The sequence below is a fragment of the Nonomuraea typhae genome (genome assembly GCF_009760925.1).
GTDB classification, from domain to species: Bacteria; Actinomycetota; Actinomycetes; order Streptosporangiales; family Streptosporangiaceae; genus Nonomuraea; species Nonomuraea typhae.
Window position 1 is genome coordinate 387028 of record NZ_VRLV01000003.1, and the last position, 22830, is coordinate 409857.

Here is a 22830-nt window from a genome sequence, read left to right on the forward strand (position 1 = left end):
ATCGGTGACCGGCAGGTAGGCGTGCCCAGCAGCGGGTGACGTGGGCGGAAAGAACCCCACGAGCCCGTCCATGCCGGCGAGGGCATGGCCTCTTCCGCGTCTCGCGCCATGGGGCCGCGCTCGATCTGACGGCCCCGCCGCGTGAAGCGCGGGGCGTCTCCTAGAGGGAGTTATCCCGGTTCCGAAACGACTTCTACGCCTGCCTGACCGGACGGGCTGATGCGCTCGCTGTTGTGTGAGCCGGGGCCGGTCCGCTCACCGGCGGATCTGACCTTGTTACCGGAGTAGCGGCGTGGGCACGGCGCCGCCTATGGCGGGCTCAACCACGGCCGGATCGACACGGAGCGATTGCAGGTGCTGGCCCGTCTGCCGCTGCCGCGCCGGCCGGGTGGCCGGATCGTGCTGAGCGTGGAGGTCTCGCCGTGGCTGCGCTCGGATGCGGCCTGCTCGCCGGAGCGGTAGTTCTGTCACGTGTACGGCCGCGCCCAGTTCATCCCGGCTTGGCCGTACTCGTTCGTGGCGGCGCCGGAGCCGGGCCGCAGCTCGTGGACGGCGCTGCTGGACGTGGCCTGGCCGGGGCCCAGCCGATGACGCCACCGCGCGCGGTGACCGAGCGGTTGATCGCCGCCGGGCAATCGGGCCTCGGGGAGCCGGACATCCTCATCGTGACCGACGCCGGCTACGACATCACCCGCCTGGCCTACGTCCTGCGCGACCTGCAAGTCGAACTGCTGGGCCGCATCCGCTCCGATCGGGTGCTGTTGCGTCCGGCGCCTTCGCGCGAGAAGTTCATGCGGGCCAGCCCCTACGGCGGGCGCCCACACAAGCATGGCGGCCAGTTCGCCCTATGGGACCCGGCCACCTGGCCGAGCCGCGACCGTGACCGACACCAGCCACTATGGCAATGCCGAGGCCGGTGCCTGGGACCGGCTGCATCCCCGCATCGTCAGCACCCAGCTACGGCTCAGCCGTCACCTCGCCGCCGCCCTTGGGAGAAGCCCGCCCCGGCCGGTCGGCCCACTCCGGCCCGTGTGCGGCGCGGGTTTCGGGACCTGCGTCCCGCTCTGGCTCAGCCGGCCGGAGCACCCAAACCCAGCAAACCCGGCCCAGGGCGTCCGCGGCCCGGTGGGCGGTCGCGCTGCGCGATGCGGGTGCGGACGTTGTCATGACGGAGCGGGTCGGGTCGCACGGCGGTGCGTTCTGGCGGGAGGGGTTCCCGGTAATGGTGTCGTGGGCGTTCGGCCCGTGATCACCTGGGTTGCCACCAGCCCGGTTCGCCTGTGGCCTGACCACCCGGCTTCAGCGCTCTCGCTCCGGCAGGCGCACCCACAGATCCGGCGGGCCGACGATGGCCCGGGCGTCGGGCAGTCGCAGCCCTGCCTTGGCGCACACATATGCCACGGCCTCGCCCTGGTAGAGGTATTCGGCCAGGATCTCGTCGGCCGTCAGGTGTCCGCCCGCGTCGCCGCCGCCGGGAAGTGTGTCGGAGTCCTCGATCACTCCATCGCGGCTGACCAGTCCTTGGTCGCCGCTCTTGGGGTTGGCGAACAGGCTGTAGCAGACCGTTCCCTCGGACAACGGCAAGGTCACTTCGGGAGTGGAGGGGATGTACCCCCAGGGTTGGGTGACGACGCATCCACCGGGGACGTCGGTGATTCCGACGATTCCCAGATGGGCGTCGGGATCGGCCCAAGGATCTTCCAGGACCGGCTCCATAGTGGTGTCGTCCACCGGCCGGGCTTCCAGACGCCGAGCAGTCTCAGTCGTGGTGAGATCCGCCACGCAGGCCACACCCATGTAGTCGTCGATGCCGGCCAGCGCGGCGATCAGCCGGTGCGCCTCCGCGGCCGTCGCGGCCTCGTCGGGGGTCAGGCCGGGGTGCCCGGCGGGGACCGGGAACAGGTCCGGGGTCGGACCGGCGAGGGCGAGCCGTCCAGGAGACCATCCGGCCATCATGGGCCGCCAGGGGTCCGCACTGGCGGCGACCAGGGTGCGGGCGTTGTCCAGGCGATGGGCGAACACCGCCGTCCACAGGGCGGTCCGGTCGTCGAACTCGGCATCGACGTCGTCGACGCGACGGGCCAGCTCGGCCACCGTCTCAGGAGTCCCCCATTCGGCCGCGAAGTGCAGGGGCCTTCCCTCGTAACCGCCGAAGGCGTAGACGCCCGAGCCGGGGTCGGCGCCCGCTTCCAGCCTGGCGCGGATCGCCGCGAGGTCAGCCCATCCATGCCCATCGATTCCGGACCATCCCGCCGGCAGAGGCTCGGTCATGACGCTCCCTAAAGAATTGATCATTATAGCGGCGGGTGGCGATGCCGGGCATGAGCCCAGCAGCACGCGGGTGAAGGGCTGCGTCATTTTCGGCATCACGGTGTAGGCGACCGGGGCGGCACGAACTAGCTGGTAGGGGCGACCGCCGTACGTACGGTCCGGATTTCCGTCCATGCGTTGCACTTCACCAAAGACGCCCGGCGGCAGCTCGACGTCAGTGAGGATTCGGGCGGCTGCATCGGCGAGCAGTGCGATCAGCCCTCTACCGGTGTCTTCGACCACGTCGAGAGGCGAGCCTCCGCGGGCGCGCAGGCTGTCCTTGAGCAGTTCCACCCTGAAGAACCCGGTGACGTGCGGGGTCGACGGGAGGGACTGCGGGCTCTTGCGTGCGGGAGGCGGCTGGTTGAGCCGGCGCCGGGATGACAGCCGGGCTCTCAGGAGATGCATCCGCAGTGGGGCCGGCCTCGGCCACCTGACCGGATGTGCGGACCACGTCACAGAGCCTCCTGAAAAGCGCCACCTGTTCGTCTCGGTCCAGGGCGGGTGTGTGGTGATCGTCGAGGTCGTGCACGACGGCCTGAGCCGTAGGACTGGGCGGCGGGCGTCGAAGGCGGCTCGTCGAGGAAGCACGCGGTGGACGTGAGTGGACCTCGCCGTCGGATTGATCGCCGATGGCCTGGAGAAACGCGCTCAGGTGCCGTCGTTCGACGGTGTCCCGCCTGGGCGGTCCCTCCCAGCCGATGGCCGCCTCCAGTTCCTCGATCATGCCTGTCCTTCCGCGCGTATCCGCTTCAGCCAGGCCAGTGACTCCGGCGAGTGGCCGCCGACCTTGTCCTCGATGCCGTCGATGAACGTGGTGGCGCCGTGGATGGCCAGCTCGTGGTGGACCGCCTCAGGATCGCCCGCCTCGATCACCTCCAGCAGCTTCTGGTGCCGTCGCCAGTCCTCGACCAGCGACTCTCTGTCGGCTCTGGCCTGCCTGTTCATGCCCATGCACACCAGCATCTGCAGCTGGATCGAGCGGTATGCCTCCTCGACCCGCCGGTGTCCCGAGAGCCCGATCACCGAGCTGTGGAACTCGTAGCCGTGCTCGATCACGCCGACGTGGTCGCCCGCCTGTGCGGCCTCGCCCTGCAGGGCCAGGGCGGCACGGCACCGCTCCAGGCGAGTCTGGTCGCGCACGGGGACGCCGAGGTTCACCGCCATCCGCTCCAGCTCCCTGCGGAGGGTAGAGATCTCGTAGATGTCGTGCAGCGTGAGCTGGGTGACGAAGGCGCCTCGCCTGGGCACCTGGGTGATCAGGCCCTGCTGCTCCAGCACGCGCATCGCCTCGCGCAGCGGCGGCCTGCTCACGCCGAGGTCCTGGGTGAGCTGGTTCTCCACGACTCGATCACCTGGCTTCAGCGCGCCGCTGAGCAGCATGCGCATCAGCGCCTCGGTGGCGAGACTGACCATGCTGGGGGGTGGCTCGATGCGCATCGTGTTCTCTCTGTGTCGCGTCGGGAACGTCGAGGAAAAGGTTGCAACGAACTCTTGTCTAGCGCACTTGTCTTCTGTAGACAATAGACAACCCGTCTGACGAAGTGCACTTTCATTCACTTTCCGGCATATAGGGGGATCCCATGAGTTCGTCCCACGCCGCGCCACTGATCGGGGTCCGCGTGATCGAGGTGGGGGCGTTCATCGCCGCTCCCTTCGCGACCATGCAGCTCGCGGACCTCGGCGCCACCGTCGTCAAGGTCGAGAATCCCCGGGGCGGCGACCAGGTCCGCGCCATCGGCCCGTTCGTGGCCGGGCAAAGCTCGGCGTTCGCCAGGCTCAACCGCAACAAGCGCTCCATCGCCCTGGACCTCAAGAGTGAGGCCGGCGTGGCCGCGCTGCTCCGCCTGGCGGAGAAGGCCGACGTGCTCGTGGAGAACCTCAGGCCAGGCGCGATGCGCAGGCTCGGCCTCGGCTACGAGGAGCTGCGTCTGATCAATCCGCGCCTGGTCTACGTCTCGGCCTCAGGCTGGGGCCAGGACGGGCCGCTGGCCGACCTTCCGGGCCTCGACATCATGGCGCAGGCGCGTGGCGGCCTGATGAGCGTGACAGGCCCTCCAGACGGCGACCCCGTCAAGGTGGGCGTGCCGATCGCCGACCTGGTATGCGGTCTGTACTGCGCGCTCGGCGCCGTCGCCGCCCTCCGCGGCCGCGACCTGACGGGCGAGGGGCAGCACGTGGACGTCTCACTGCTGGAGTCGGCCGTCTCGTTCGCCGTGTGGGAGGCAGGCAAGTACTTCGCCACCGGCGAGGTCGGCAGACCGCTCGGCTCCGCCCACCAGAGCACGGCGCCCTACCAGGCGATCCGCACCGCGGACGGCTGGTGCACGGTCGGCGCGGTGACCCCGAAGACCTGGACCGGCTTCTGCACCGCCCTCGGCCTGACGCACCTGCTCGGCGAGGCCGGATACGACGACGCACACGACCGGCACGGCCTGCGCCACGAGCTCGTGCCCGCCATCGAGCAGGTGACCACGACCAGGACCACCGCCGAGGTCGTGGCCGCGCTGGACGGGTACGGCGTGCCGTGCGCCCCGATCTCCACCTACGACCAGGTGTTCAACGACGAGCACCTCGCACACCGCAACTACTTCTGGGACGCCGACCATCCCGTCATGGGCGCCGTTCGCCAGCTCGGCTCGGCGATGCGGTTCTCGGCCACGCCTACCCGTCGTGAGTCGGCGGGCCCGCTGCTCGGCGCGGACACCGTCGAGGTGCTGCGCGAATGCGGGCTTTCCGGCAGCGAGATCGAGCGGCTGCTCGACGACGGCGTCGCGGCCCGACCCCCCACCGCACCAATGGAGACCTCATGGGAGACCAGCTGATCACCGGTGTGAGCGGCAGCCTCACCTGGACCGTCCTCTTCACCAGGCCGATCGCCCTGCTGGTGCCGGCGCCGGCGGCGCTACTGCTGGCAGGGCCAACGCTCATCAAACCGTTCAAGAAGGAAAGGATCACCGTATGACCGAGCTCCTCGTTTCGGTGGACGGACCGGTGCTACGCGTGGTGTTCAACCGGCCCGACCGGCACAACGCGCTGACGTGGGCGATGTGGGACGGCCTCCACGAGGCGTGCGAGCGCGCCGACTCCGACCCCGGCATCAAGCTGATGACGCTGTCCGGCGCGGGCGGCAGGGCGTTCGTCGCGGGTACCGACATCTCCCAGTTCACCGCGTTCGCCGGTGGGCAGGACGGCATCGCCTACGAGCGGAAGGTCCAGCGGATCGTCGACAGGCTCGAACAGGTCCGCGTTCCCACCCTAGCCGTGGTGCGGGGCTACTGCGTCGGCGGCGGCCTGGTCGTGGCCGCCGCCTGCGACCTGCGCATCGCGACGCCTGACGCCCGCTTCGGCGCGCCCATCGCCAAGACGCTGGGCAACTGCCTGTCCATGAACACCCATTCGCTGCTGGTCCACCATCTGGGCCCGGCCCGCACCCTCGACATGCTGCTGCGCGCTCGCATGTTCTCGGGAGAAGAAGCGTCCGCCGCCGGTTTCGTGGCCGAGCTCTGCTCACCCGACGATCTGGACGTACGGCAGGCCGAGGTCGAGCGGCGCCTGCTCGCCCACGCCCCGCTGTCGATGTGGGCGGCGAAGGAGGCGGTACGCCGGTTGCGGGTGGCCGGGCTGCCCGGAGGAGACGACATCGTGGCCGCGGTCTTCGGCAGCGACGACTTCCGCGCCGCCGTACCGGCCTTCCTGGCCAAGGAGAAGGTGGCATGGCAGGGCCGCTAGCAGGCACGCTGGTGCTGGATCTGTCGCGGGCGCTCGCGGGACAGCACGCGGCCATGATGCTTGGCGACATGGGCGCGCGGGTGATCAAGGTGGAGTCGCCCGAAGGCCGCGCGATGCTCGAGCGGCTCGTCGGCCGGGCCGACGTGCTGATCGAGAACTTCAGGCCGGGTGTGCTCGACCGGCTCGGCTTTCCCGTGATCAGGGAGCATTGGCGACGGTTCGCCGTGCTGGTCGGCGTCGACCCCGCGGAGTTCCCCGACAACACCGACCGGGTCGCCAGGCATCCGGCGCTGGTCGAGCGGCTCGAAACAGTCCTGAAGACCAGGCCCAGGCGGCACTGGCTGAACCTGCTGGCCGCCGACGGCGTCCCCGCCGGCGCGATCAGGACGATCGAGGAGGTCTACACCTGGGAGCAGACCGAGTCCCAGGGCCTGGTGATCGAGGTCGATCACCCAGCCACGGGCCCCGTGCGACTGCCAGGACCCCCGCTGCGCGTGGGACGAGCCGACGGAACCTCGCTCGATCGAACGCGGCACCTCCCCCCGCCCCTGCTCGGCGAGCACGACGAGACGATACGCACGGAACTCCATGACGGTCTACTCGCGTGACGCCCGCGCCGGCGACCGGCTCGAGGCGGTCGCGGAGGAGACAGCGGACGAGCACGTGGCCGGACTCTGCGCGGCGGCATCACTCGACCTCGGCCGCGCGCAACGAGCCGACCTGCCAGACCGTTCTCCGCGAGATCGTTTCCGCCGATCGCGTCATGAATGACGGGTTGGCTCATCTGGCTGGGTATGAGTGGTCGTCCGGATCCGAGACCGGGAGAAACCGTGGTCGCGATGTGATGTCGCGTGTTGTGAGTGACTGCGTTGAAGGAGGCTCGACGCCGAGGACGTGGTCCGGGCCAGTGCTCGCGACCTGTCCCTACGCCTGACATGCGTGGCCGGGTCCTGCCCGGTCGGGTGTGGAGTTCGGGGAAGCCCAAGGGTGCCTGTTCCGTATAGGTGGCCGCCGCGATCTGGACCAGCACGAGCGCACGGGCCAGTGCCGCCGCTGTCTCGTCGGTGGCGCGGCCGTGTACTCGGCCTGCAGCCCGATGTACTCGCCGGCCCGCTTGTGGTGGCGGCGGACCTGCTCTTCCAGGTAGGCCCGGTACTCGTCATTGTCATCGGGGTGGTGATGGCGTGGCGGCTCGTGATCGATCCCGTCATCCTCACGCTGCCGTGGAAATCCGGACCGAAAGAGCTGCGGCTCGGCCAGCTGCTCGCGACCGGCCTGGTCGAGCGCCCGGGCCGCGCTGGCCGGAGCCGGACATCGGCCAGCCCTTGATTCCCTCTTGCCCGGTGGGAGGGTGGAGATCACCTGATGAAGGAGGACGGCGATGTCCCACACTCACGCTCAAAGCCCTGACGCGAGAACCCAGGCGATCGTGCGGGAACTGGCCACGATCCACGAGCACGCCGGGCGGGACCATCGTGTGGGGGAACCCGGCCTGTTCTCCCGCATCATGGTGATCGTCGACGGTAACGTCCCTTCCGAGGGCGACTCCGCAAGCTGCTACTTGACCCCGGTCAAGGCACCCAGGTCAGGCGAGGGCTACTACACCCTCACGGCGAACAACGGCGCTGTACGTCCCGCAGAGATCAGCGTGGACGAGGCCAAGCTGTCGCAGCAGGACAGCGAGGTCGCCACTCTGCTCGACGCCTACGACTGGATCACTGAGCAAGGACTGAAGGTAGCCACCCAGAGCCTCCAGGTCATCCTGATCAGCAACATCGGGCCATGCACGGGCTGCAAGGCCCGCCTCCAGATTTTCTACAGCGACCTCCTCTCTGCGGCCGCTGAGGCTCGCAGTACGGTCGCCATCACCGTCGAGAGCATCTACAACACCCCCGAAGCCTCCCGGGACAGCACACGAGGCAACGCCATCCCCACCACGTACGGCTATCCGAGTGCGGCGCGGACGCCGTACAACATCTCGGGCAACCAGGGAGCGTACTGGCTCCACACGCTGCCTCGGCCCCAGTGACGGTCCCCGATATCGGGGCGCAGGGGGAGGGGTTGGTGACGACGGCCTGGCCGTCGCGGATCAGCGACCAGATCTACTGCACGCCCGCCCGCTTGCTGCATCCGCTCCTGGCGGCAATGCCGCCGCCTGGCCGCCGGACAGCGTCGAGGTGTCCTTGCCCGGCTCCATGCTCATAGCGGTGCTCGCCGTGGCGAGTGCGGGATCGGCAGAGCGCTTCGTCGGTGCGGTTCAGCGCGCGCCCCGCTTTCGAGTCACGCTCGTGGTGTCCGGCTCAGAAGTTCGCGGACCAGTGCCTGCCCCCACCACTGCTGAATGCGGTCGGGGCTCCAGCCGCGTTCGGTGGTGAGAGTGGTGTAGACGTCGATGTTGCAGATGGCCGCGTAGACGTCGACGGCAGACTGCAGGTCCAGGCCGGTTCGAAGGGTGCCGGGCGGCCAGGAGGAGAAGACCTGAATCCGGGTTTCGTCCCCCCGTTTACGGCCGTCGCTGTAAACGGTGGCGAGTTCGGGTTCGCTGCGGCCCGCTTCGCGGATCAGCAGGATGACGTCGCCCGCGCGCTCGAACAGCCGCCGGTCGTAGGCGGCCATCGCCGTGAGCTGGCGCGCGGGGTCGGCCGCTGCGGCCTCCAACTCCGCGAGCATCCGCGGCGCGTCGGCGGACAGGTCCGCCGAATCAGCCACGGCCCGGGTCAGCCCGGTCTTGTTCCCGTACGTCGCATACACCGTGGGCACGGAAACTCCCGCCTCGCGCGCCACCTCGCGCACGGTTGTGTCCGCCCAGCCCCGTGAGTCGAAGAGCCGGCGGGCGGCGCGGGCGATCTCGGCCCGGGTCTCCAGCGCCTGCGTCGTGCGACGCAGCGAGTCGTAGCGACGTCGGCCCTGCTCTGCGTCCATGCCTTGCCCTCTCTGAGTTTACGCGACTTATAATGAATATATGATAGGTAAATCCAAGTCGGCCACCATGGGCTTCACCCGGATCGGCGGCATCGCCGCCATCGGCTTCGCCACCCTGATCGTCCTCGCCAACGTGATCATGATGCCCGCCGGCCTGCCACTCACCGGCGCCGAGATCGGCGAGGTCACCGCGTTCTTCGCCACCGAGGACCTCACCATCGGCATCGGATCCGCGCTCACCCCCGCCGCGTGGATCCTGGCCACCTTGTTCGGCGCCGGCGCGCTCACCGCGTTGTGGCGCTCCGAGCGGGACCGCCGCGAAGCGTGGTCACTGCTCGGACTCGCCGGCCTGGCCCTTCAAAACGCCACCTTCGCCGGAGTCGTCGCAACCCGCCTCGCCCTCACCGCGACGGCCCCGCACGACCGCTCCGCGACCATGGGCCTGTGGGCGTTGCACGATGCGGTGTTCACCCTCAACGGAACCTTCCTTGCCCTCGCCCTCCTCGGCCTGTCCCTCGGCGGCCTGCGCACCGGGCTGATCCGGCCATGGCACGCCACCGTGGGACTGCTGGCCGCTGCGCTGCAGTTCAGTTCGGCCACCCTCGCCCACTGGGTCATCGACGACGGCGGGGCCCTCAGCCTCCTCGGCCTCCTGGGCTGGCTGATGTGGGTCGCCTGGATCGTCGCCTACGGCATCGTTCTGATCCGGCAAAGCCCTGACACCCCGGCCCGGACGTTCACCGGCAACCGGGCGATCGCCCCCGCCTGACTCGACGAGCGACATCTGGGCACGTCATCGGCCCGCCCATGACATGCGATCGTCGGCGAGGACGTCAGCCAGATGCCAGGCCGCCGGGTCTTCGCCTGGCACAGGAGAAGACCCGGGTACGCAGGGAGTACGTACGTCCTTGTGCATCTGCTGTGCTTGGGCAGCGAATCTTGCGAAACGGCCCTTCCCGGGAAATGCCTCGGCTATCCGGAACTTTCCGGGGCCACCCGACGCGCGGGCGCGCGAAGAACCCGCCACCACGCAGGCCGGCCTCGGGGCCCGGCGATTCACCGCTCACCACGGACCAGACGGCGGCCACCTGCTCGCAGCCGATCGGGTAGGCGCCGCGCCTGGCTTCGTCCTGATGACGGGCGGAGCCGGCACGGTCGTAGATCGCGGCACGCGGTCCTAGATCAAGCAATCACATGGTCACGATTACCTCCATCGCCCAGGCGTGTGCTTAACTCAGGATGCCGCTGTGGTTTGTGTCCCCCGGGCCGCAAATTACCGCCTTCACGGAATACCGTTCGGCTGGAGCCGTGTTGTGCCTCTCGCCGAGGAGGCGACCGCCACAGCGGCCTTGACGTACCAAGAGGCGCCCCACGCAATGACGCGGGGCGCCTCTTCACGTTGCCCGATCCAGGGCATGCTCCCCATCGAAGGTACGGACACGACGACCTCCCGGAGCGGCCTCATGCGCAAAGGCATCGTGATCATGGCACAACCCGGTGCGGAGGAGCTTGCCGTACTGGCCGAGGATCTGGGGTTCAGCAGCTTCTGGGTCTACGACACGCCGGTCCTGCACGCCGATCCGTTCGTCACGCTAGCCCTGTGCGCCAAGGTCACCAGCCGCGTCAGGCTAGGCATCGGCGTGACGTCCCCGGCGCTGCGGTCGGTCCCGGCCGCGGCCGCGGCGTTCGCCAGCCTGAACGCGCTGGCGCCGGGGCGGGTCATCTGCGGCGTCGGCACCGGGAACACCGCCCGCCGGGCCCTCGGGCTGCTGCCGGGGACGACGGCCGAGCTCGAGAGCTTCACCGCCGCGCTCCAGGGCCTGTGCGCCGGGCACACCGTCGAGCATCAGAGCCGCGCCGTCCGGCTGCTGCACCCGGGCGGCGCGGTGAACACCGCCGATCCGGTCGAGTTCGCGGTGGCCGCGCTCGGTCCGAAGGCGGCTGCGGTCGCGGGGCGTCGCGGCGCCGGCCTCATTTCCATAGGGCTGCCCGATCCTGCCGCCTGGCACGCCCTTCATCGAGTCTCGGGTGACGGCGACTCCTATCTCATGGTCCCCTTGCACGTGCTGGAGGAGGACGAGGATCCGTACGGCGCGGCCGCCCGGGACGCGACGGGCCATCTCGCCCTGTCGTTCCTGACCTTCGCCGCCGACACGCCCGCGTTCGCCGCGGGGCTCTCCCCCGAGCAGCGCCAGGCCGTCCAGACCCTTCTCGTACGGCGGGCCACCACGTCCGACACCCCGGACCGGCACCTCGCCCTGTACCCCGGCTACCTCGCCCGCATCGCGCCCGCGGACAGGGACCTCGTCCTGCCCTCGCTGATCGACGCCCTGGCCCTGGTCGGCACCCACGACGATCTGGTCGCCCGGATCGCCGCCCTGGAGGAGGCGGGGGTCGACGAGGTCGTCATCCAGCCGGTGGTGGATCCGCCGGCGGAGATGGCCAGGTTCGCGAAGCTGATTGCCTGAGTCTCCTCTGCGTCCGCGTCGCTGCTGTTAACGTCGGAAGTGTTCGGGGATGGCGAGGCACGAGTCCGAGGAGTCGCCATGGCCGAGGATCCCGAGCTGGCGGGTGTGACCGAGTTGCGCGTGCACGGGGTCGGCGGCGCCACCCCTGCCGAGCTGCTCGGCGATCCGGCGCCCCGGCAGGTGTCGGGGGACGACATCGCCGGCTTCTACCGCACCCGCGACGCCGGCGGCAGGCATGTCGAGGCCTACTCGTGGGGCGGGCTGACCTCGCGGAGCGCGACCCGGATTCTCTGGCTGCTCCTGCTGCCGTTCATGCTCGCCAACGTGGCGGGGTGGATGTGCCCGAGGACGTTGCCGGGGCGCCGCGTGCTGTTCGCGCTGTATCGGGCGGTGGTGCGGTGGGCGGCGCTGGCGCTGACGCTCAATCTGGTGCTGCTGCTGACCGCGATCGGGTCGGGGTACGTCGGGTATCAGTGCGGCGGGCGGGCGGGGTGCGCGAGTCCGTGGTGGTTGTGGCCGCTGGCCTGGCCGGGGATGACGGAGTCCGCGGGGCGGCGGATCCTGCTCGGGGCCGTGGTGCCGCTGGTCGCGATCGTGCTGCTCGCCCTGCTGGCGCATACGTCGCGGCGCAGGTATGAGGCCGTCGCGCCTCCTGTTCAGCAAGCGAAGGACGAGGAAGGGCAGGTCGGCGCAGCCGTACGGGAGGGGCCGGCCGTGAGCGCCGCGGCGCTGGGCGGCGGGATGGCCGACCCGTGGTTCTGGGACGGCTACGACGTGGCCGCGCGGCTCAGCCGTACCCACAGTGCCGCCGCGATCGCGTTCCTGGCCGCTCTGATCGCGTACACCGGCCACGCGGCGGGCCCGCCCGGGTGGCCGATCGCCTACCCGCTGGCGCTGGGTCTGGCGGGGCTGACGCTGGTCGGGGCGCTGGCGGCGCTCGCGGGCGACCGGCTCCTGGAGCGTCTCGAACCGTGGCTGGGCCCCGCCTCGTGGGTCGCGCTGGCGGCGGCGGCCGCGTTCGCGTGGACCTCCGCGGCCGGGCCGGGGAACCAAGTGGGCGAGACGCCCGGGCTCCGCGAGGCGATCACCGTCTTCTACGCCGGGTTCGGGCTCACGGTGGCGGCGCTCACGGCCGTGCTGGCCGTCGCCGCGGTGACCGGCGGCGGGCCGGGCGAGCGCGGGTTCCGCTGGGGCGCGCCGGTCGTCGTCGTCGCGCTGGCCGGGATCGGGCTGAACCTCGTGCTGATCGGGCTGCTCATCAGGGTGTCCGACCTCCTGGGCGCGGTCGTCTACGGCTACACCGGGCCGGCGACGCTCGGGGGTGAGCCGGTCATCGTGGTGTTTCCGATGTTCGGGCAGGTCATGGCCTACCTGGTGTTCACTCCGGTGGCGTTCGTGGCGATCGTCCTGGGTGTGCGGTTCGTGCGGTTGCTGCAGGTGGGGTCCGACGACGTGGAGGCGGAGTACCGCGCGCGCGAGGCCGGCGAGCAGCCGCGGCCCGGCCCGCGCCGGTGGTACGTCTCGGCGCTGGCCGACCGCGCCTGGGCGCTCGGGGTGGCCCGCGCCCGCTGGGTGTCGGGCTCCATGCGCGAACTCGACCTGCTGTTCACCGGCCTGGCCCTGCTCGGCGTCGCCCTGCTGGCCTGGGCGCAGTGGCGCTTCGGCCAGGCGGGACCGCCGCCGCCCCTCTGGCTGGTCACCGTCGGCGCCGCCGTTGCCTCCCTCATCCCCGTGGGGTTCCTGGCCGCGCTGCGCATGGGCTGGAGCGACGCGCAGAACCGCCGCATGGTCGGCGTGCTGTGGGACGTCGGCACGTTCTGGCCGCGCTGCTATCACCCGTTCTCGCCGCCCGCCTACCCCGAACGCGCCGTCCCCGAGCTGCAGCGGCGCATGTGGTGGCTGCACGACAACGGCGGCCGTGTCCTGCTGGTCGGCCACAGCCAGGGCTCGATCCTGGCCATCGCCGCCCTTCTGCAGCCCGGCTGCCTGCCGGCCGCCGGCCGCTTCGCCCTGCTGACCTTCGGCTCCCCGGCGCACAAGCTCTACAACTGGGCCTTCCCCGCCTATTTCCACGACGAGGTGCTGGCGGGGCTCGCCGGGGCCCGGGGCTGGGTCAACGTGCACTACCTCACCGACCCGCTGGGCGGGCCCGTCTTCTCCGCCGCCCGCCCGGCCGTGGACCGCCTGCTGCCCGACCCGCCGTCCAGCCTGTTCCAGTACGGCCAGCCGTACCCGCCGATCGGCGGGCACGGCGGGTACTGGATCGATCCGGCGGTGTGGAAGGAGGCCGACACTCTGGCCGCGGCCCTGACCTCGGACGAGACGCCCGGCGTCAGGGGGTGATGGGGAGCTGCCGCTTGTGCTCGGTGAGGCGGTAGCGGGCGACGATGGCGGTGAAGGCGGCCTCGCCGACCGGCTTGCCCTCCAGGAGGTCGTCGATGTCGTCGTAGGTCACGCCGAGCGCGTCTTCGTCGGGCTTGCCCGGGTTGAGCGTCTCCAGGTCCGCGGTCGGGATCTTCGTGATCAGCTCGGCCGGCGCGCCCAGCGCCTGCGCGAGGGCGCGGACGCGGCGTTTGGTGAGGCCGGTGAGCGGTACCACGTCGGCCGCGCCGTCGCCGAACTTGGTGAAGAAGCCAGAGACCGCCTCGGCGGCGTGGTCGGTGCCCACCACCAGGCCGTCGTGCGCGCCCGCCACCGCGAACTGCGCGATCATGCGCTGCCTGGCCTTGATGTTGCCGTGCACGAAGTCCTGCTGGTGGGCGTCGCGGAAGGTGAGGCCGCCGGCCAGCAGCGCCTCGAGGGCGGCGTCGCTGGCCGGGCGTACGTCGACGGTCAGCACCTGGTCCGGGCCGATGAACTCCAGCGCGCGCTGGGCGTCCTTCTCATCGGCCTGCGTGCCGTACGGCAGGCGCATCGCGAAGAACACCGCCTCCCGCCCCGTGGCGCGCACCCGCTCGACCGCGAGCTGGCACAGCCGGCCGGCCGTCATGGAGTCCACGCCGCCGCTGATGCCCAGCACGAGCGAGCGCAGGCCGGTGGAGGTCAGCTGCCCGGCGAGGAAGGCCACCCGGCGCTCGATCTCGTGGTGCGCGTCGAAGGTCTGGCTCACCTGGAGATCCCTGGCGATCTCCTGTTGCACGGACATGGACGCCGTCTCGGTCAAGGTCGCTCCTCGGTCAGGGCCGCGTGCGCGGACGAATGCACTCTAAAGGACACACGTCAGCACGATTCCGTACGGCTGCCGCCCTTGAGCTTGGCCCAGACGGTTCCCAGGGCCTGGATGTCGGCGTCGTCCAGGAGGTCGTCGAAGATCTCGCGCAGCGCCTCGCGGCGGGTGGCGTCGGCCTCGGCGAAGGCCCGGCGGCCCTCGGCCGTGAGGGCGACGCGCACGGACCGGGCGTCGTCGGGCGACGGGACGCGGGCGACCAGGCCGCGGGCCTGCAGGGAGTCGACGACGCGGGAGACCTGGCTGCGGCTGAGCAGGGTCTTGGCCCCCAGGTCGGAGGCGGCCACCGGCTCATTCTGGCCACTGAGCCAGAGCATCACCTCGAACCAGGACAGGGGCATGCCGTGCGCCCGCGTCAGCGCCTGGTCAATCCGGGCGGAGAGCGTGGTGCCGGCCCAGATCAGGCCGTAGAAGGCGTGGTCACGAGCGGAGAGGTCACCCAGGCTGATGTCGGTGCGGGCCATGGAGACAGCCTACCTATTTGCGTGTGTGTGCACACGCATATAGTGTGTGCACACACACCAACTAGACGGGAGATCCAGTGAACACCTCGAAGACCGTCCTGATCACCGGCACCTCCTCCGGCATCGGCCTGGCCGCCTCCGTGGGCGCCGCCAAGGCCGGCTGGCAGGTCATCGCCACGATGCGCGACACCGCCAAGGCGGCGAACCTGACCCGCGCCGCCGCCGAGGCCGGGGTCGCCGGCCTCGTCCAGGTCAAGCGGCTGGACGTGGTGGACCCCGAGTCCATCCAGACCTGCCTGCGGGAGGTGCTCGCCGAGCACGGCCGCCTCGACGCCGTGGTCAACAACGCGGGCGCCGGGCACGTCGGCACCATCGAACTGAGCAGCATGAACGACGTCCGCGCGACGATGGAGGTCAACTTCTTCGGCGTCGTGGCGGTCACCAAGGCGGCCATGCCGTACCTGCGCGCCGGCCGGGGCCGCGTCATCACGGTCACCAGCATCGGCGGCGTGGTCGGCCAGCCGTTCAACGAGGCGTACTGCGCGGCCAAGTTCGCGGTGGAGGGCTTCATGGAGTCCCTGGCCCCCGTCGCGGCCACCGCGGGCGTCGGCGTCACCGTGGTCGAGCCGGGTCCGGTGGCCACCGAGTTCGTCGCCAACCTGGGGGTGTCCGTGACCGAGGCGATCGCGGCCGCGGGGCCGTACGGCGAGGCCATGAAGGCGTACATCGACCGGACGCTCACGTCGTTCGAGGAGGCGCAGACGCCGGACGAGGCCGCCGCGCCGATCATCGAGGCGCTGACCGGCGCCGCGCCCGCCTTCCGCGTGCAGACCTCCCCCGCGGTGCGCGAGTTCGCCGCAGCCAAGCTCACGGACCTGGACGGCTCGGGTGTCCAGGCCCTGACGCGCGCCTGGCTCGGCTGACCCGCCCTCCGGGTGGTGGTGCGCAGCGACTGGTACGGCACGGCCTCGCCCCCGGATCGACCGCGCCTGCCCAGTCGCTGCGGGTTTCATTCTGGTCCGGGAGCCGCCGCGCGGACATCTGCGCACAGGCTGAACCGGTTTGTCCCCCTGCCGCGGTACACGGGTCCACCATCCGCGGTAGGCGGATGAGGACAGGGCGCATTCCCGATCAAGGAGGGTTAGGGTCGGCCCCATCGGCGGAAGGCTGACGCATGGAGATCGCGATGCCCTGGCGGGTGGCCGGCCTGGCGGTCCGCTTCGTCCTTCTGGTGACGCTGCTCTGGGGGGTGTTCCTCACCGCTCTGAGCATGACCCCCGCGCAGGGGTGGCTCGCGGACTTCCAGCGTGACCTGCGCGCCGGGCGCGTCGAGGCGATCGTGGTCCGCGACGGGTACGCCACGCCGGAGGACCGCGACACCCTCATCGCGTCCAGCCTGATCTGGACCACCGATTCCCTGGTCTGGCGAATGGCTCAGGACGCCTGGAACGCCGGCTACCCGATCGAGCGGTTCACCACGGATCTGGCCAGGGCATCCTTCGACGGCAGGCTCATCCGGAAACCACGCGGTGGCCAGAGCGGATTCTGGCCGGCCTGGCTCGGCGAGGTGCCGCATCGCTACGGCCAGGTCGTCCAGGCGGCCTGGGTCATGGCTCTTGTCGTCATGCTGTTCAGCCGGCCGAGACTGGCCAACCGGTGGGCGTGGTTCTGGTTGTTCACCGTCGGCCAGATCGGGGCGCCGCTCTTCGTGCTCCTGGAGTCCCGCCCGATCTGGTCGGCCCTCGATCCGGTGCCGCCACGCGTGGTCAGGCCCGTCGAGGGCGGGACCGGTTGCGGGCTGGCGATCCTGCTGGGCTTCACGTCGGGCCTCCTCATGCTGGCCATCGGAACCTACGTGGCCGACCTGACGGGCTGAAGAAGCGATCTGCGGGCCGCCGAGTGGGGCGGCTGCCATATGGTGGTGGGCGCCGAGCGAGATCGACTCAGGAGACCTTGTTGCTGTACCAAGTGGTTAAGTTCGCCGCTGCCCCGCTCGCGACCGTCATGTGCCGCCCGCACATTTCGGGCGCGGCGAACGTGCCCAGGGCTGGAGGGGCGATCCTGGCGGCCAACCACCTGTCGATGATCGACTCCTTCCTCCTGCCGGCGCTCCTGCCGCGGCATGTCACCTTTGCCGCCAAGAGCGAGTATTTTTCCGGCAATCCGGTCTCGCAGTGGTTCATGCGGCTGGGCGGGAGCCTGCCGACCGACCGGGACAGCGCCCACGCCGCCCAGGCCATGCTGGACGCTGCCGCCGACCTGCTGGAGCGCGGCGAGCTGTTCGGCATCCACCCGGAGGGCACCCGCTCCCCCGACGGCCGTCTCTACCGCGGCAAGATCGGCGTGGCCTGGCTGGCGCTCAAGACCGGCAAGCCGGTGCTGCCGGTGGCGCTGTCGGGCACCGAGAAGGTGATGCCGATGGGCGCCCGGGTGCCGCGGCCGGCACGGATCGGGATCACGATCGGCGAGCCCATGTGGTTCGAGGGCGACTACAAGAACGCCCGGGACCGGCGCCGCGTCACCGACGAGATCATGGCGGCCATCCAGCGGCTGTCGGGCCAGGAGTACGTCTCCGCCTACGCCGCCAGCGTCAAGGCCGCGGCCTCCTAGCCTCAGGTCCGCGTCCAGGACGGCTGGGCCAGGCCGTACACCCGCTGAGGGCGCCCGCGCAGGCAGACCTCGGCGAACTGCCACAAGATCGCCCCGGTCGGCGCGTGGATGACGATCGAGGGCCCGAGCGGCATCTGCAGCAGGCGCCCGCGCCAGCGCGGCACGCCCGGCGCCAGCAGGCGCTCCAGCGGGATCTCGTGGACGGCGGCGACCTCGCGCGGGTCGGCGACGGCGCGCTGCGTGCCGCCGAAGGCGACGACCGGCGTGATGACGAAGCCGGAGTCGGTGACGAAGTCGTCCAGCAGGCCGGCCACCTCGACACCGGTCAGGGACGTCTCCTCGGCCAGCTCGCGCAGGGCGCCGTCGGCGGCCTGCTCGCCGGGGTCCAGGACGCCGCCGGGCAGCGCCCACTGACCGGCGTTGCGGCCGCGTGGGGCGCGCCGGATGACGATGAGGTACGGCTCGCGCCCGCGCAGCACGCACACCGTCACGGCCGCCCGCCGCAGCCCCGCGGCATCGGGCGCCGGCCGGCGCTCGAACGCGGCCAGGTTGGCCCGGATCCTCTCCTCTGACACCTCGGACATCAGGTCAGGATCCCACGCGGCCGGCGCCGTCACGGAGTGAAATAGGGGCATGGGCCTCCTCCGGCGTTCCCCCAGACCCTCCGCGCCGCCGCCCGGACTGCGCACGCCGCATTCGGTGTGGTGGTGGATCGTGCCCGGAGCGCTGCTGATCGGCGTCGCCGCGTGGGGCACCGTCCAATGGCTGCTCCAGGACCTCCGGCAGCTTCCGGTCCCGCAGCAGATCTCGGCGCGGATCGAGGCGATGCGCACCGGGCTGGCGACCGCCGCGGGAGTGGGCGCCGCGGTGACCCTGATGCTCGCCGTGCGCCGCCAGCGCCATCAGGAGCTGACCGCCGCGCACACCACCCACGACGCCGCGGAACGCCGGGTGACCGAGCTCTACACCAAGGCGATCGAGCAGCTCGGCAACGCCCAGGCTCCGGTACGGCTGGGCGGCCTGTACGCCCTGGAGCGCCTGGCCCAGGACACCCCGGCGCTGCGCCAGACCGTCGTGGACGTGATCTGCGCCTACCTGCGCATGCCCTACCAGGCCCCGGCCGAGGAGGCGCGCGAGCCCGGGGTGCCGCGCGGCGCGGTCGGGGGCGTGGCCAGGGTGGGGGCCAGGCACGACCCGCAGGAGGAGCGCCAGGTCCGCCTGACCGCCCAGCGCATTCTGGTCGATCACCTACGCTACCGGCCGCCGGCCGGGCGCCGCGGGTGGCGGCGGCCGCCCGACCCCAACGTCCGGCACTGGCCCGGCACGCGCCTCGACCTGACCGGCGCCACCCTGATCGACCTCAGCCTGGTCGGCTGCCGCATCGGCGAGGCCGAGTTCCGGGGGGCGAGGTTCGTAGGCACCGCCGGGTTCGGCGGGGCGGTCTTCACCGGCGCGGCCCGGTTCGGCGGGGCCTGCTTCGCCGGCGCCGCCGAGTTCCGCGGGACGGACTTCACCGGCGCCGCCGAGTTCGGGGAGACGCTCTTCTGCGGCGACGCCGAGTTCGGCAAGGCACGGTTCACCGGTCCGGCCTGGTTCGGGGAGGCGACGTTCACCGGCACCGCCTGGTTCGGGGAGGCGGCCTTCGCGGCCACCGCCGGGTTCAGCGGGGCGACCTTCACGGAGGAGGGCGGGTTCGGGGAGGCGACCTTCACCGGCACCGCCGAGTTCGGCAACGCGCTGTTCACCGGCGGCGCCTGGTTCAGGAAGGCGGCCTTCGCCGGCGCGGCCCGGTTCGGCGAGGTGACGTTCGCCGGGGCCGCCGAGTTCGGCGAGACGCTCTTCACCGGTCCGGCCGGGTTCGGCGGGGCGACCTTCGCCGGTCCCGCCTGGTTTCGCGAGGCCGCCTTCATCGGCGTCGCCGAGTTCCGTGCGGCGACCTTCACGAGCACGGTCAAGTTCAGCGGGGCCAAGGGGCTGGGGACGGCGGAGCTCGGCGGCGCCCGGCTGGCGGCCGCGGCGGACGGGATGGTGCGCACGTTCCCACCGTCCTGGCGGGTGGTGCCGGGCGCGGACGGGTGGCAGACGCTCCGGCTGACGACCGTGGGGGAAAGGGGCGGCGACTGACCTCAGTCAGGGGAATGTCATGCCGCCTGCAAGCGCATCGCGTTACATGATGAGGGTGACCGCTATCCTCATCGTGCTCGCCCTGCTCCTGCTGGGCGTGCTCCTGGTCGTCCTGATCTACAACAGCCTCGTGGTGAAGCGCAACGCCGTCGACAACGCCTGGTCGCAGATCGACGTGCAGCTCAAGCGCCGCCACGACCTCATCCCGAACCTCGTGCGCACGGTCCAGGGCTACGCCGCGCACGAGCGCCAGACGCTGGAGGCGGTGCTCGCCGCCAGGGCCGCCGCCGCGCAGCCCGCCGGCCCGGAACGCCGGGCGCAGGCCGAGGCCACGCTGAGCACGGCGATCGGCGGCGTGCTGGCGATCGCGGAAGCCTATCCGCACCTGCGGGCCAGTGAGAACTTCGCCGCCCTGCAGGAAGAGCTGGCCACCGGCGAGAACCGCATCGCCTACGCCCGGCAGTACTACAACGACGCCGTGCTGGCCTACAACAACGCCCTGCACACCATCCCGTCCAACCTGGTGGCGGGGCTGACCGGGCATCGCGAACGCGAGTACTTCCGCACCGCCGACCCCGAGCGCGGCCCGGTCGAGGTCAGGTTCTGACCGTGATCGGGCAGGACGAGCTCGCCGCGCTGACGCCGCCGGTCGCGATCGCGGCCGCCGCCTTCGCCCTGCTGTGGCTGCTGCAGCTGGTCGCGCGCATCCGCGCCGCCAAGGGCCCGCGTGTGGGCCGCGCCGCGGCCGCCCCGGAGTTCGAGGGGCTCTCCCCCGCCGTGGTCGACCTGATCACCGAGAACGGCACGCTCACGCACGAGGCGGCCGCGGCCACGGTGCTCGACCTGGCGGCGCGGGGTCACGCCGGCATCGAGGAGGTCGGCCCCGGCCTCTGCCTGGTACGGCTGCGCCGGGCTCGGGACAGGGGCGGGCTCAAGCCGTACGAGCTGATGGTTCTGGACCATCTCACCGCGCTGGGCGGCACCGGCGTCGTGGCCACCGAGGCGATCGCCGAGGGCAGCCGAGAGCTGGGCCGCTGGCGGGACGGCTTCGAGAAGAGCGTGATCGAGGAGGCGCGCGCGCTGGGCCTGACCAGGAAGGCGGGCGGCCCCGGCACCGGCATGTCGATCACCGGCCTGATCGCCGCCTTGCTGCTGGGCGTGCTGGCGGACCTGACGCTGATGCCCGGGGCGGTGGGCACGCTCACGCCGCACATCCTGCTGACGGGGCTGGTCGTGACGACCGCCTTCGACAAGCGGCTGGCCGGTGAGCGGCTGACCCGGCGCGGCCGGGCCGCGGCCGCGCATTGGCTCGGCGTGCGCACGCACCTGCGCGGGATCGCGCACGTGGACGGGCTGCCGTCCGCCGCGGTGACGATCTGGGGCCGGCAGCTGGCCTATGCCGCCGCGTTCGGTCTCACGCGCGCGGCGCTGGCCAGCCTGCCCGTGCTGCGCCCGCGCGACGAGGAGCGCGCCTGGTCCGACCACGGCGGGCTCTGGCACCGGGTCCGCATCACCTATCCCGGCCAGAACAAGGTGATCACCGGGCTGCTGCTCTTCCTGATCTTCGGCATCTGGGTGGGCAGCGCGCTGGGCGTGAGCATCTGGTACGGCCTGCGTCCCCTGGGCCCCGACGACCCGCAGCCCTTCATGGTCTCGATGATCATGACGGTGGGCGGCGGGCTCGTCACCCTCGCCTTCATGATCATCGTGGTGCTGCCGATCGGGTTGATCTACCGCGCGGTGTGGAAGAGCCGGGCCGCCGCCGCCAGGCCGCGCCGGACGCTGGAGGGCCGGGTGATCCGGCTGCACGCGGCCGACATCACCGGCAAGCTGTACTACCTGGCCATCGACCACGGCCCGCGGCGCGTGCGGGCGATCCGCGCGCTCGGCAGCCAGCTGACCGGCGTCGCCGACGGCGACGTGGTCCGGGCGCGGGTGACCCGCGCGGGCTACCTGGCCTCCATCGACGTGCTGGAGCGGCGGCCACGCCCGGACGTCCGCTACCACGACACCTGAGAGCCGGGCAGAATCCGATCTCCCCCGGTGTTGTCCTGCGCACGGCAATCCACATCAAAGGACGGCGAACGCATGAAATTCGGACTCAAGGTCAACCCGGCCACCTGGGACGAGGCCACCACCTGGGCGGGCATCGCGCAGGAGGCCGGCTTCGACGGGCTGTGGACCGGCGACAACATGCGCAACCCGCGTGACCCGGCGATCGCGGTGCACGACGGCCCCTCGCTGCTGGCGGCCTGGGCGGCCACCACGACCGGGATCGCGATCGGGCTGCTCATCGCCAACGTCGTCTTCCGGCGGCCGACGGTCCTGGCCAAGCAGGCGGTGACGCTCGACCACATCTCCGGCGGGCGCTTCCAGCTCGGCATCGGCTCCGGCGTGTGGCCGACCGACCACGCGATGTCGGGCGTGCCCATGTGGCCGGCGGCCGAGCGGGCGGCACGGCTCGGCGAGTTCACCGGCGTCGTCGAGCGGCTGCTGTCCGGGGACGTCTCCGACCACGACGGCCCCTACTACCCGTATCGGGACGCCGCGATGACCCCGCCGCCGGTGCAGCGCCGCCTGCCGCTCATCGTCGCCGCCAACGCGCCCAAGGCCCTGGCCGTCGTCGCCCGGCACGCCGACGGCTGGGTGACCTTCCCCGGGGCGGCCGCCGAGGAGGACTTCCACCGCGCCTCGGCCGAGCGGATCCGCACCCTGGACCGGCTCGTGCGGGAGCACGATCGGGAACCGGTGCGCAAGATCCTGCTCGCCTACGGCGCCGTCACCCCCTGGGCCTCGGCCGACGCCTTCGCCCGGACGGCCGAGCGTTACGGGGAACTCGGCTTCGACGAGATCGTCGTCTACGCTCCCAAGCCCGGCGAGCGTGCCGTCTTCGACAAGGTGATCGACCGGCTCGGCGACTGGCGCTGAAGCTTTTCGGCCGCCTCGCTACGTACTACCTCGTGCCACCCTCTCC

General features: G+C 71.3%; 24 protein-coding genes. 17 read left to right on the plus strand and 7 right to left on the minus strand.

What is annotated here, in order from left to right:
* Positions 1–467: 467 nt before the first annotated feature.
* Positions 468–722, minus strand: coding sequence for a hypothetical protein (locus FVE25_RS55110; RefSeq protein ID WP_246266993.1), 255 nt, complete (start codon positions 720–722; stop codon positions 468–470).
* Between FVE25_RS55110 and FVE25_RS57000 the strand changes: the two genes are divergently transcribed.
* Positions 606–1169, plus strand: a complete 564-nt coding sequence (locus tag FVE25_RS57000) for a transposase (RefSeq protein ID WP_425489492.1) — start codon at positions 606–608, stop codon at positions 1167–1169. The genes FVE25_RS55110 and FVE25_RS57000 overlap by 117 nt on opposite strands.
* A gap of 130 nt (positions 1170–1299) precedes the next feature.
* Here FVE25_RS57000 and FVE25_RS55115 read toward each other — a convergent pair whose 3' ends face one another.
* Together FVE25_RS55115 and FVE25_RS13895 are read right to left on the minus strand one after the other, a co-directional pair.
* Positions 1300–2604 carry an ankyrin repeat domain-containing protein gene (locus FVE25_RS55115; protein ID WP_246266995.1) on the minus strand — a complete coding sequence of 435 codons (1305 nt, stop codon included), beginning with the start codon at positions 2602–2604 and terminating at the stop codon, positions 1300–1302.
* A gap of 429 nt (positions 2605–3033) precedes the next feature.
* Positions 3034–3750, minus strand: coding sequence for a GntR family transcriptional regulator (locus FVE25_RS13895; RefSeq protein ID WP_157247021.1), 717 nt, complete (start codon positions 3748–3750; stop codon positions 3034–3036).
* A gap of 143 nt (positions 3751–3893) precedes the next feature.
* On the opposite strand from FVE25_RS13895, the gene FVE25_RS13900 reads away from it, so the two are divergent.
* The 6 genes from FVE25_RS13900 (at position 3894) to FVE25_RS13925 (ending at position 8071) form a co-directional block, all read left to right on the plus strand.
* Entirely contained in the window at positions 3894–5135 is a 1242-nt protein-coding gene (locus FVE25_RS13900) for a CaiB/BaiF CoA transferase family protein (RefSeq protein ID WP_157247023.1), read from the plus strand.
* Positions 5120–5275: a hypothetical protein gene (locus FVE25_RS13905; protein WP_157247025.1), complete on the plus strand. Its 156-nt coding sequence runs from the start codon at positions 5120–5122 to the stop codon at positions 5273–5275. Before FVE25_RS13900 ends, FVE25_RS13905 begins: the two co-directional genes overlap by 16 nt.
* Positions 5272–6042 (plus strand): enoyl-CoA hydratase/isomerase family protein, encoded by a 771-nt coding sequence (locus tag FVE25_RS13910; protein WP_157247027.1) that lies wholly within the window; start codon positions 5272–5274, stop codon positions 6040–6042. Before FVE25_RS13905 ends, FVE25_RS13910 begins: the two co-directional genes overlap by 4 nt.
* Positions 6027–6650 carry a CoA transferase gene (locus tag FVE25_RS13915; protein ID WP_157247029.1) on the plus strand — a complete coding sequence of 208 codons (624 nt, stop codon included), beginning with the start codon at positions 6027–6029 and terminating at the stop codon, positions 6648–6650. The genes FVE25_RS13910 and FVE25_RS13915 overlap by 16 nt, the downstream gene beginning before the upstream one ends.
* Positions 6651–7161: 511 nt before the next feature.
* A complete protein-coding gene (locus FVE25_RS13920; RefSeq protein WP_157247031.1) occupies positions 7162–7371 on the plus strand; it encodes a hypothetical protein in 210 nt (69 codons plus the stop codon).
* Between the two features lie 52 nt (positions 7372–7423).
* Positions 7424–8071 carry a hypothetical protein gene (locus FVE25_RS13925; protein WP_157247032.1) on the plus strand — a complete coding sequence of 216 codons (648 nt, stop codon included), beginning with the start codon at positions 7424–7426 and terminating at the stop codon, positions 8069–8071.
* Positions 8072–8322: 251 nt separating this feature from the next.
* Here FVE25_RS13925 and FVE25_RS13930 read toward each other — a convergent pair whose 3' ends face one another.
* Entirely contained in the window at positions 8323–8964 is a 642-nt protein-coding gene (locus tag FVE25_RS13930; RefSeq protein WP_157247034.1) for a TetR/AcrR family transcriptional regulator, read from the minus strand.
* 40 nt (positions 8965–9004) lie between these two features.
* On the opposite strand from FVE25_RS13930, the gene FVE25_RS13935 reads away from it, so the two are divergent.
* From FVE25_RS13935 to FVE25_RS13945, 3 genes are all read left to right on the plus strand, one after another.
* Complete coding sequence (locus FVE25_RS13935) at positions 9005–9733, plus strand: hypothetical protein (RefSeq protein WP_181019581.1); 729 nt, start codon at positions 9005–9007, stop codon at positions 9731–9733.
* 646 nt (positions 9734–10379) lie between these two features.
* Positions 10380–11432, plus strand: a complete 1053-nt coding sequence (locus tag FVE25_RS13940; protein WP_246266997.1) for an LLM class flavin-dependent oxidoreductase — start codon at positions 10380–10382, stop codon at positions 11430–11432.
* Between the two features lie 78 nt (positions 11433–11510).
* The gene (locus FVE25_RS13945; protein ID WP_157247036.1) at positions 11511–13775 is read left to right on the plus strand and encodes a hypothetical protein; all 2265 of its coding nucleotides are present in this window, start codon (positions 11511–11513) and stop codon (positions 13773–13775) included.
* Here FVE25_RS13945 and nadE read toward each other — a convergent pair.
* Together nadE and FVE25_RS13955 are read right to left on the minus strand one after the other, a co-directional pair.
* Positions 13765–14595: an ammonia-dependent NAD(+) synthetase gene (nadE, locus tag FVE25_RS13950; RefSeq protein ID WP_157247038.1), complete on the minus strand. Its 831-nt coding sequence runs from the start codon at positions 14593–14595 to the stop codon at positions 13765–13767. The two genes, FVE25_RS13945 and nadE, sit on opposite strands and share 11 nt — an antisense overlap.
* Positions 14596–14651: 56 nt before the next feature.
* Positions 14652–15122 carry a MarR family winged helix-turn-helix transcriptional regulator gene (locus FVE25_RS13955; RefSeq protein WP_157247040.1) on the minus strand — a complete coding sequence of 157 codons (471 nt, stop codon included), beginning with the start codon at positions 15120–15122 and terminating at the stop codon, positions 14652–14654.
* Positions 15123–15199: 77 nt separating this feature from the next.
* Here FVE25_RS13955 and FVE25_RS13960 point away from each other — a divergent pair, with 77 nt between their 5' ends.
* From FVE25_RS13960 to FVE25_RS13970, 3 genes are all read left to right on the plus strand, one after another.
* On the plus strand, positions 15200–16045 hold the full coding sequence (locus FVE25_RS13960; protein WP_157247042.1) for an SDR family oxidoreductase: 846 nt from the start codon (positions 15200–15202) through the stop codon (positions 16043–16045).
* A 251-nt stretch (positions 16046–16296) separates the two neighbouring features.
* On the plus strand, positions 16297–16998 hold the full coding sequence (locus FVE25_RS13965) for a hypothetical protein (RefSeq protein ID WP_157247044.1): 702 nt from the start codon (positions 16297–16299) through the stop codon (positions 16996–16998).
* Between the two features lie 80 nt (positions 16999–17078).
* Positions 17079–17732: a lysophospholipid acyltransferase family protein gene (locus FVE25_RS13970; protein ID WP_246266998.1), complete on the plus strand. Its 654-nt coding sequence runs from the start codon at positions 17079–17081 to the stop codon at positions 17730–17732.
* 2 nt (positions 17733–17734) lie between these two features.
* Here the strand turns inward: FVE25_RS13970 and FVE25_RS13975 are convergent, their stop codons facing one another.
* The gene (locus tag FVE25_RS13975; protein ID WP_157247046.1) at positions 17735–18316 is read right to left on the minus strand and encodes an NUDIX hydrolase; all 582 of its coding nucleotides are present in this window, start codon (positions 18314–18316) and stop codon (positions 17735–17737) included.
* Positions 18317–18365: 49 nt separating this feature from the next.
* Between FVE25_RS13975 and FVE25_RS13980 the strand changes: the two genes are divergently transcribed.
* The 4 genes from FVE25_RS13980 (at position 18366) to FVE25_RS13995 (ending at position 22784) form a co-directional block, all read left to right on the plus strand.
* Complete coding sequence (locus FVE25_RS13980; protein ID WP_157247048.1) at positions 18366–19856, plus strand: pentapeptide repeat-containing protein; 1491 nt, start codon at positions 18366–18368, stop codon at positions 19854–19856.
* Between the two features lie 55 nt (positions 19857–19911).
* Positions 19912–20463, plus strand: a complete 552-nt coding sequence (locus tag FVE25_RS13985; RefSeq protein ID WP_425489488.1) for a LemA family protein — start codon at positions 19912–19914, stop codon at positions 20461–20463.
* A gap of 2 nt (positions 20464–20465) precedes the next feature.
* A complete protein-coding gene (locus FVE25_RS53820) occupies positions 20466–21872 on the plus strand; it encodes a DUF2207 family protein (protein WP_181019582.1) in 1407 nt (468 codons plus the stop codon).
* Positions 21873–21944: 72 nt separating this feature from the next.
* Positions 21945–22784 (plus strand): LLM class flavin-dependent oxidoreductase, encoded by an 840-nt coding sequence (locus tag FVE25_RS13995; RefSeq protein ID WP_157247052.1) that lies wholly within the window; start codon positions 21945–21947, stop codon positions 22782–22784.
* Positions 22785–22830 lie beyond the last annotated feature (46 nt).

Bases quoted from the DNA above. Each gene is read 5' to 3' on its own strand.
- FVE25_RS13895 (WP_157247021.1), bottom strand. From the start codon at position 3,750: ATGCGCATCGAGCCACCCCCCAGCATGGTCAGTCTCGCCACCGAGGCG.
- FVE25_RS13900 (WP_157247023.1), top strand. From the start codon at position 3,894: ATGAGTTCGTCCCACGCCGCGCCACTGATCGGGGTCCGCGTGATCGAG.
- FVE25_RS13905 (WP_157247025.1), top strand. From the start codon at position 5,120: ATGGGAGACCAGCTGATCACCGGTGTGAGCGGCAGCCTCACCTGGACC.
- FVE25_RS13910 (WP_157247027.1), top strand. From the start codon at position 5,272: ATGACCGAGCTCCTCGTTTCGGTGGACGGACCGGTGCTACGCGTGGTG.
- FVE25_RS13915 (WP_157247029.1), top strand. From the start codon at position 6,027: ATGGCAGGGCCGCTAGCAGGCACGCTGGTGCTGGATCTGTCGCGGGCG.
- FVE25_RS13925 (WP_157247032.1), top strand. From the start codon at position 7,424: ATGTCCCACACTCACGCTCAAAGCCCTGACGCGAGAACCCAGGCGATC.
- FVE25_RS13930 (WP_157247034.1), bottom strand. From the start codon at position 8,964: ATGGACGCAGAGCAGGGCCGACGTCGCTACGACTCGCTGCGTCGCACG.
- FVE25_RS13935 (WP_181019581.1), top strand. From the start codon at position 9,005: ATGATAGGTAAATCCAAGTCGGCCACCATGGGCTTCACCCGGATCGGC.
- FVE25_RS13940 (WP_246266997.1), top strand. From the start codon at position 10,380: ATGCTCCCCATCGAAGGTACGGACACGACGACCTCCCGGAGCGGCCTC.
- FVE25_RS13945 (WP_157247036.1), top strand. From the start codon at position 11,511: ATGGCCGAGGATCCCGAGCTGGCGGGTGTGACCGAGTTGCGCGTGCAC.
- FVE25_RS13955 (WP_157247040.1), bottom strand. From the start codon at position 15,122: ATGGCCCGCACCGACATCAGCCTGGGTGACCTCTCCGCTCGTGACCAC.
- FVE25_RS13965 (WP_157247044.1), top strand. From the start codon at position 16,297: ATGGAGATCGCGATGCCCTGGCGGGTGGCCGGCCTGGCGGTCCGCTTC.
- FVE25_RS13975 (WP_157247046.1), bottom strand. From the start codon at position 18,316: ATGTCCGAGGTGTCAGAGGAGAGGATCCGGGCCAACCTGGCCGCGTTC.
- FVE25_RS13980 (WP_157247048.1), top strand. From the start codon at position 18,366: ATGGGCCTCCTCCGGCGTTCCCCCAGACCCTCCGCGCCGCCGCCCGGA.
- FVE25_RS13995 (WP_157247052.1), top strand. From the start codon at position 21,945: ATGAAATTCGGACTCAAGGTCAACCCGGCCACCTGGGACGAGGCCACC.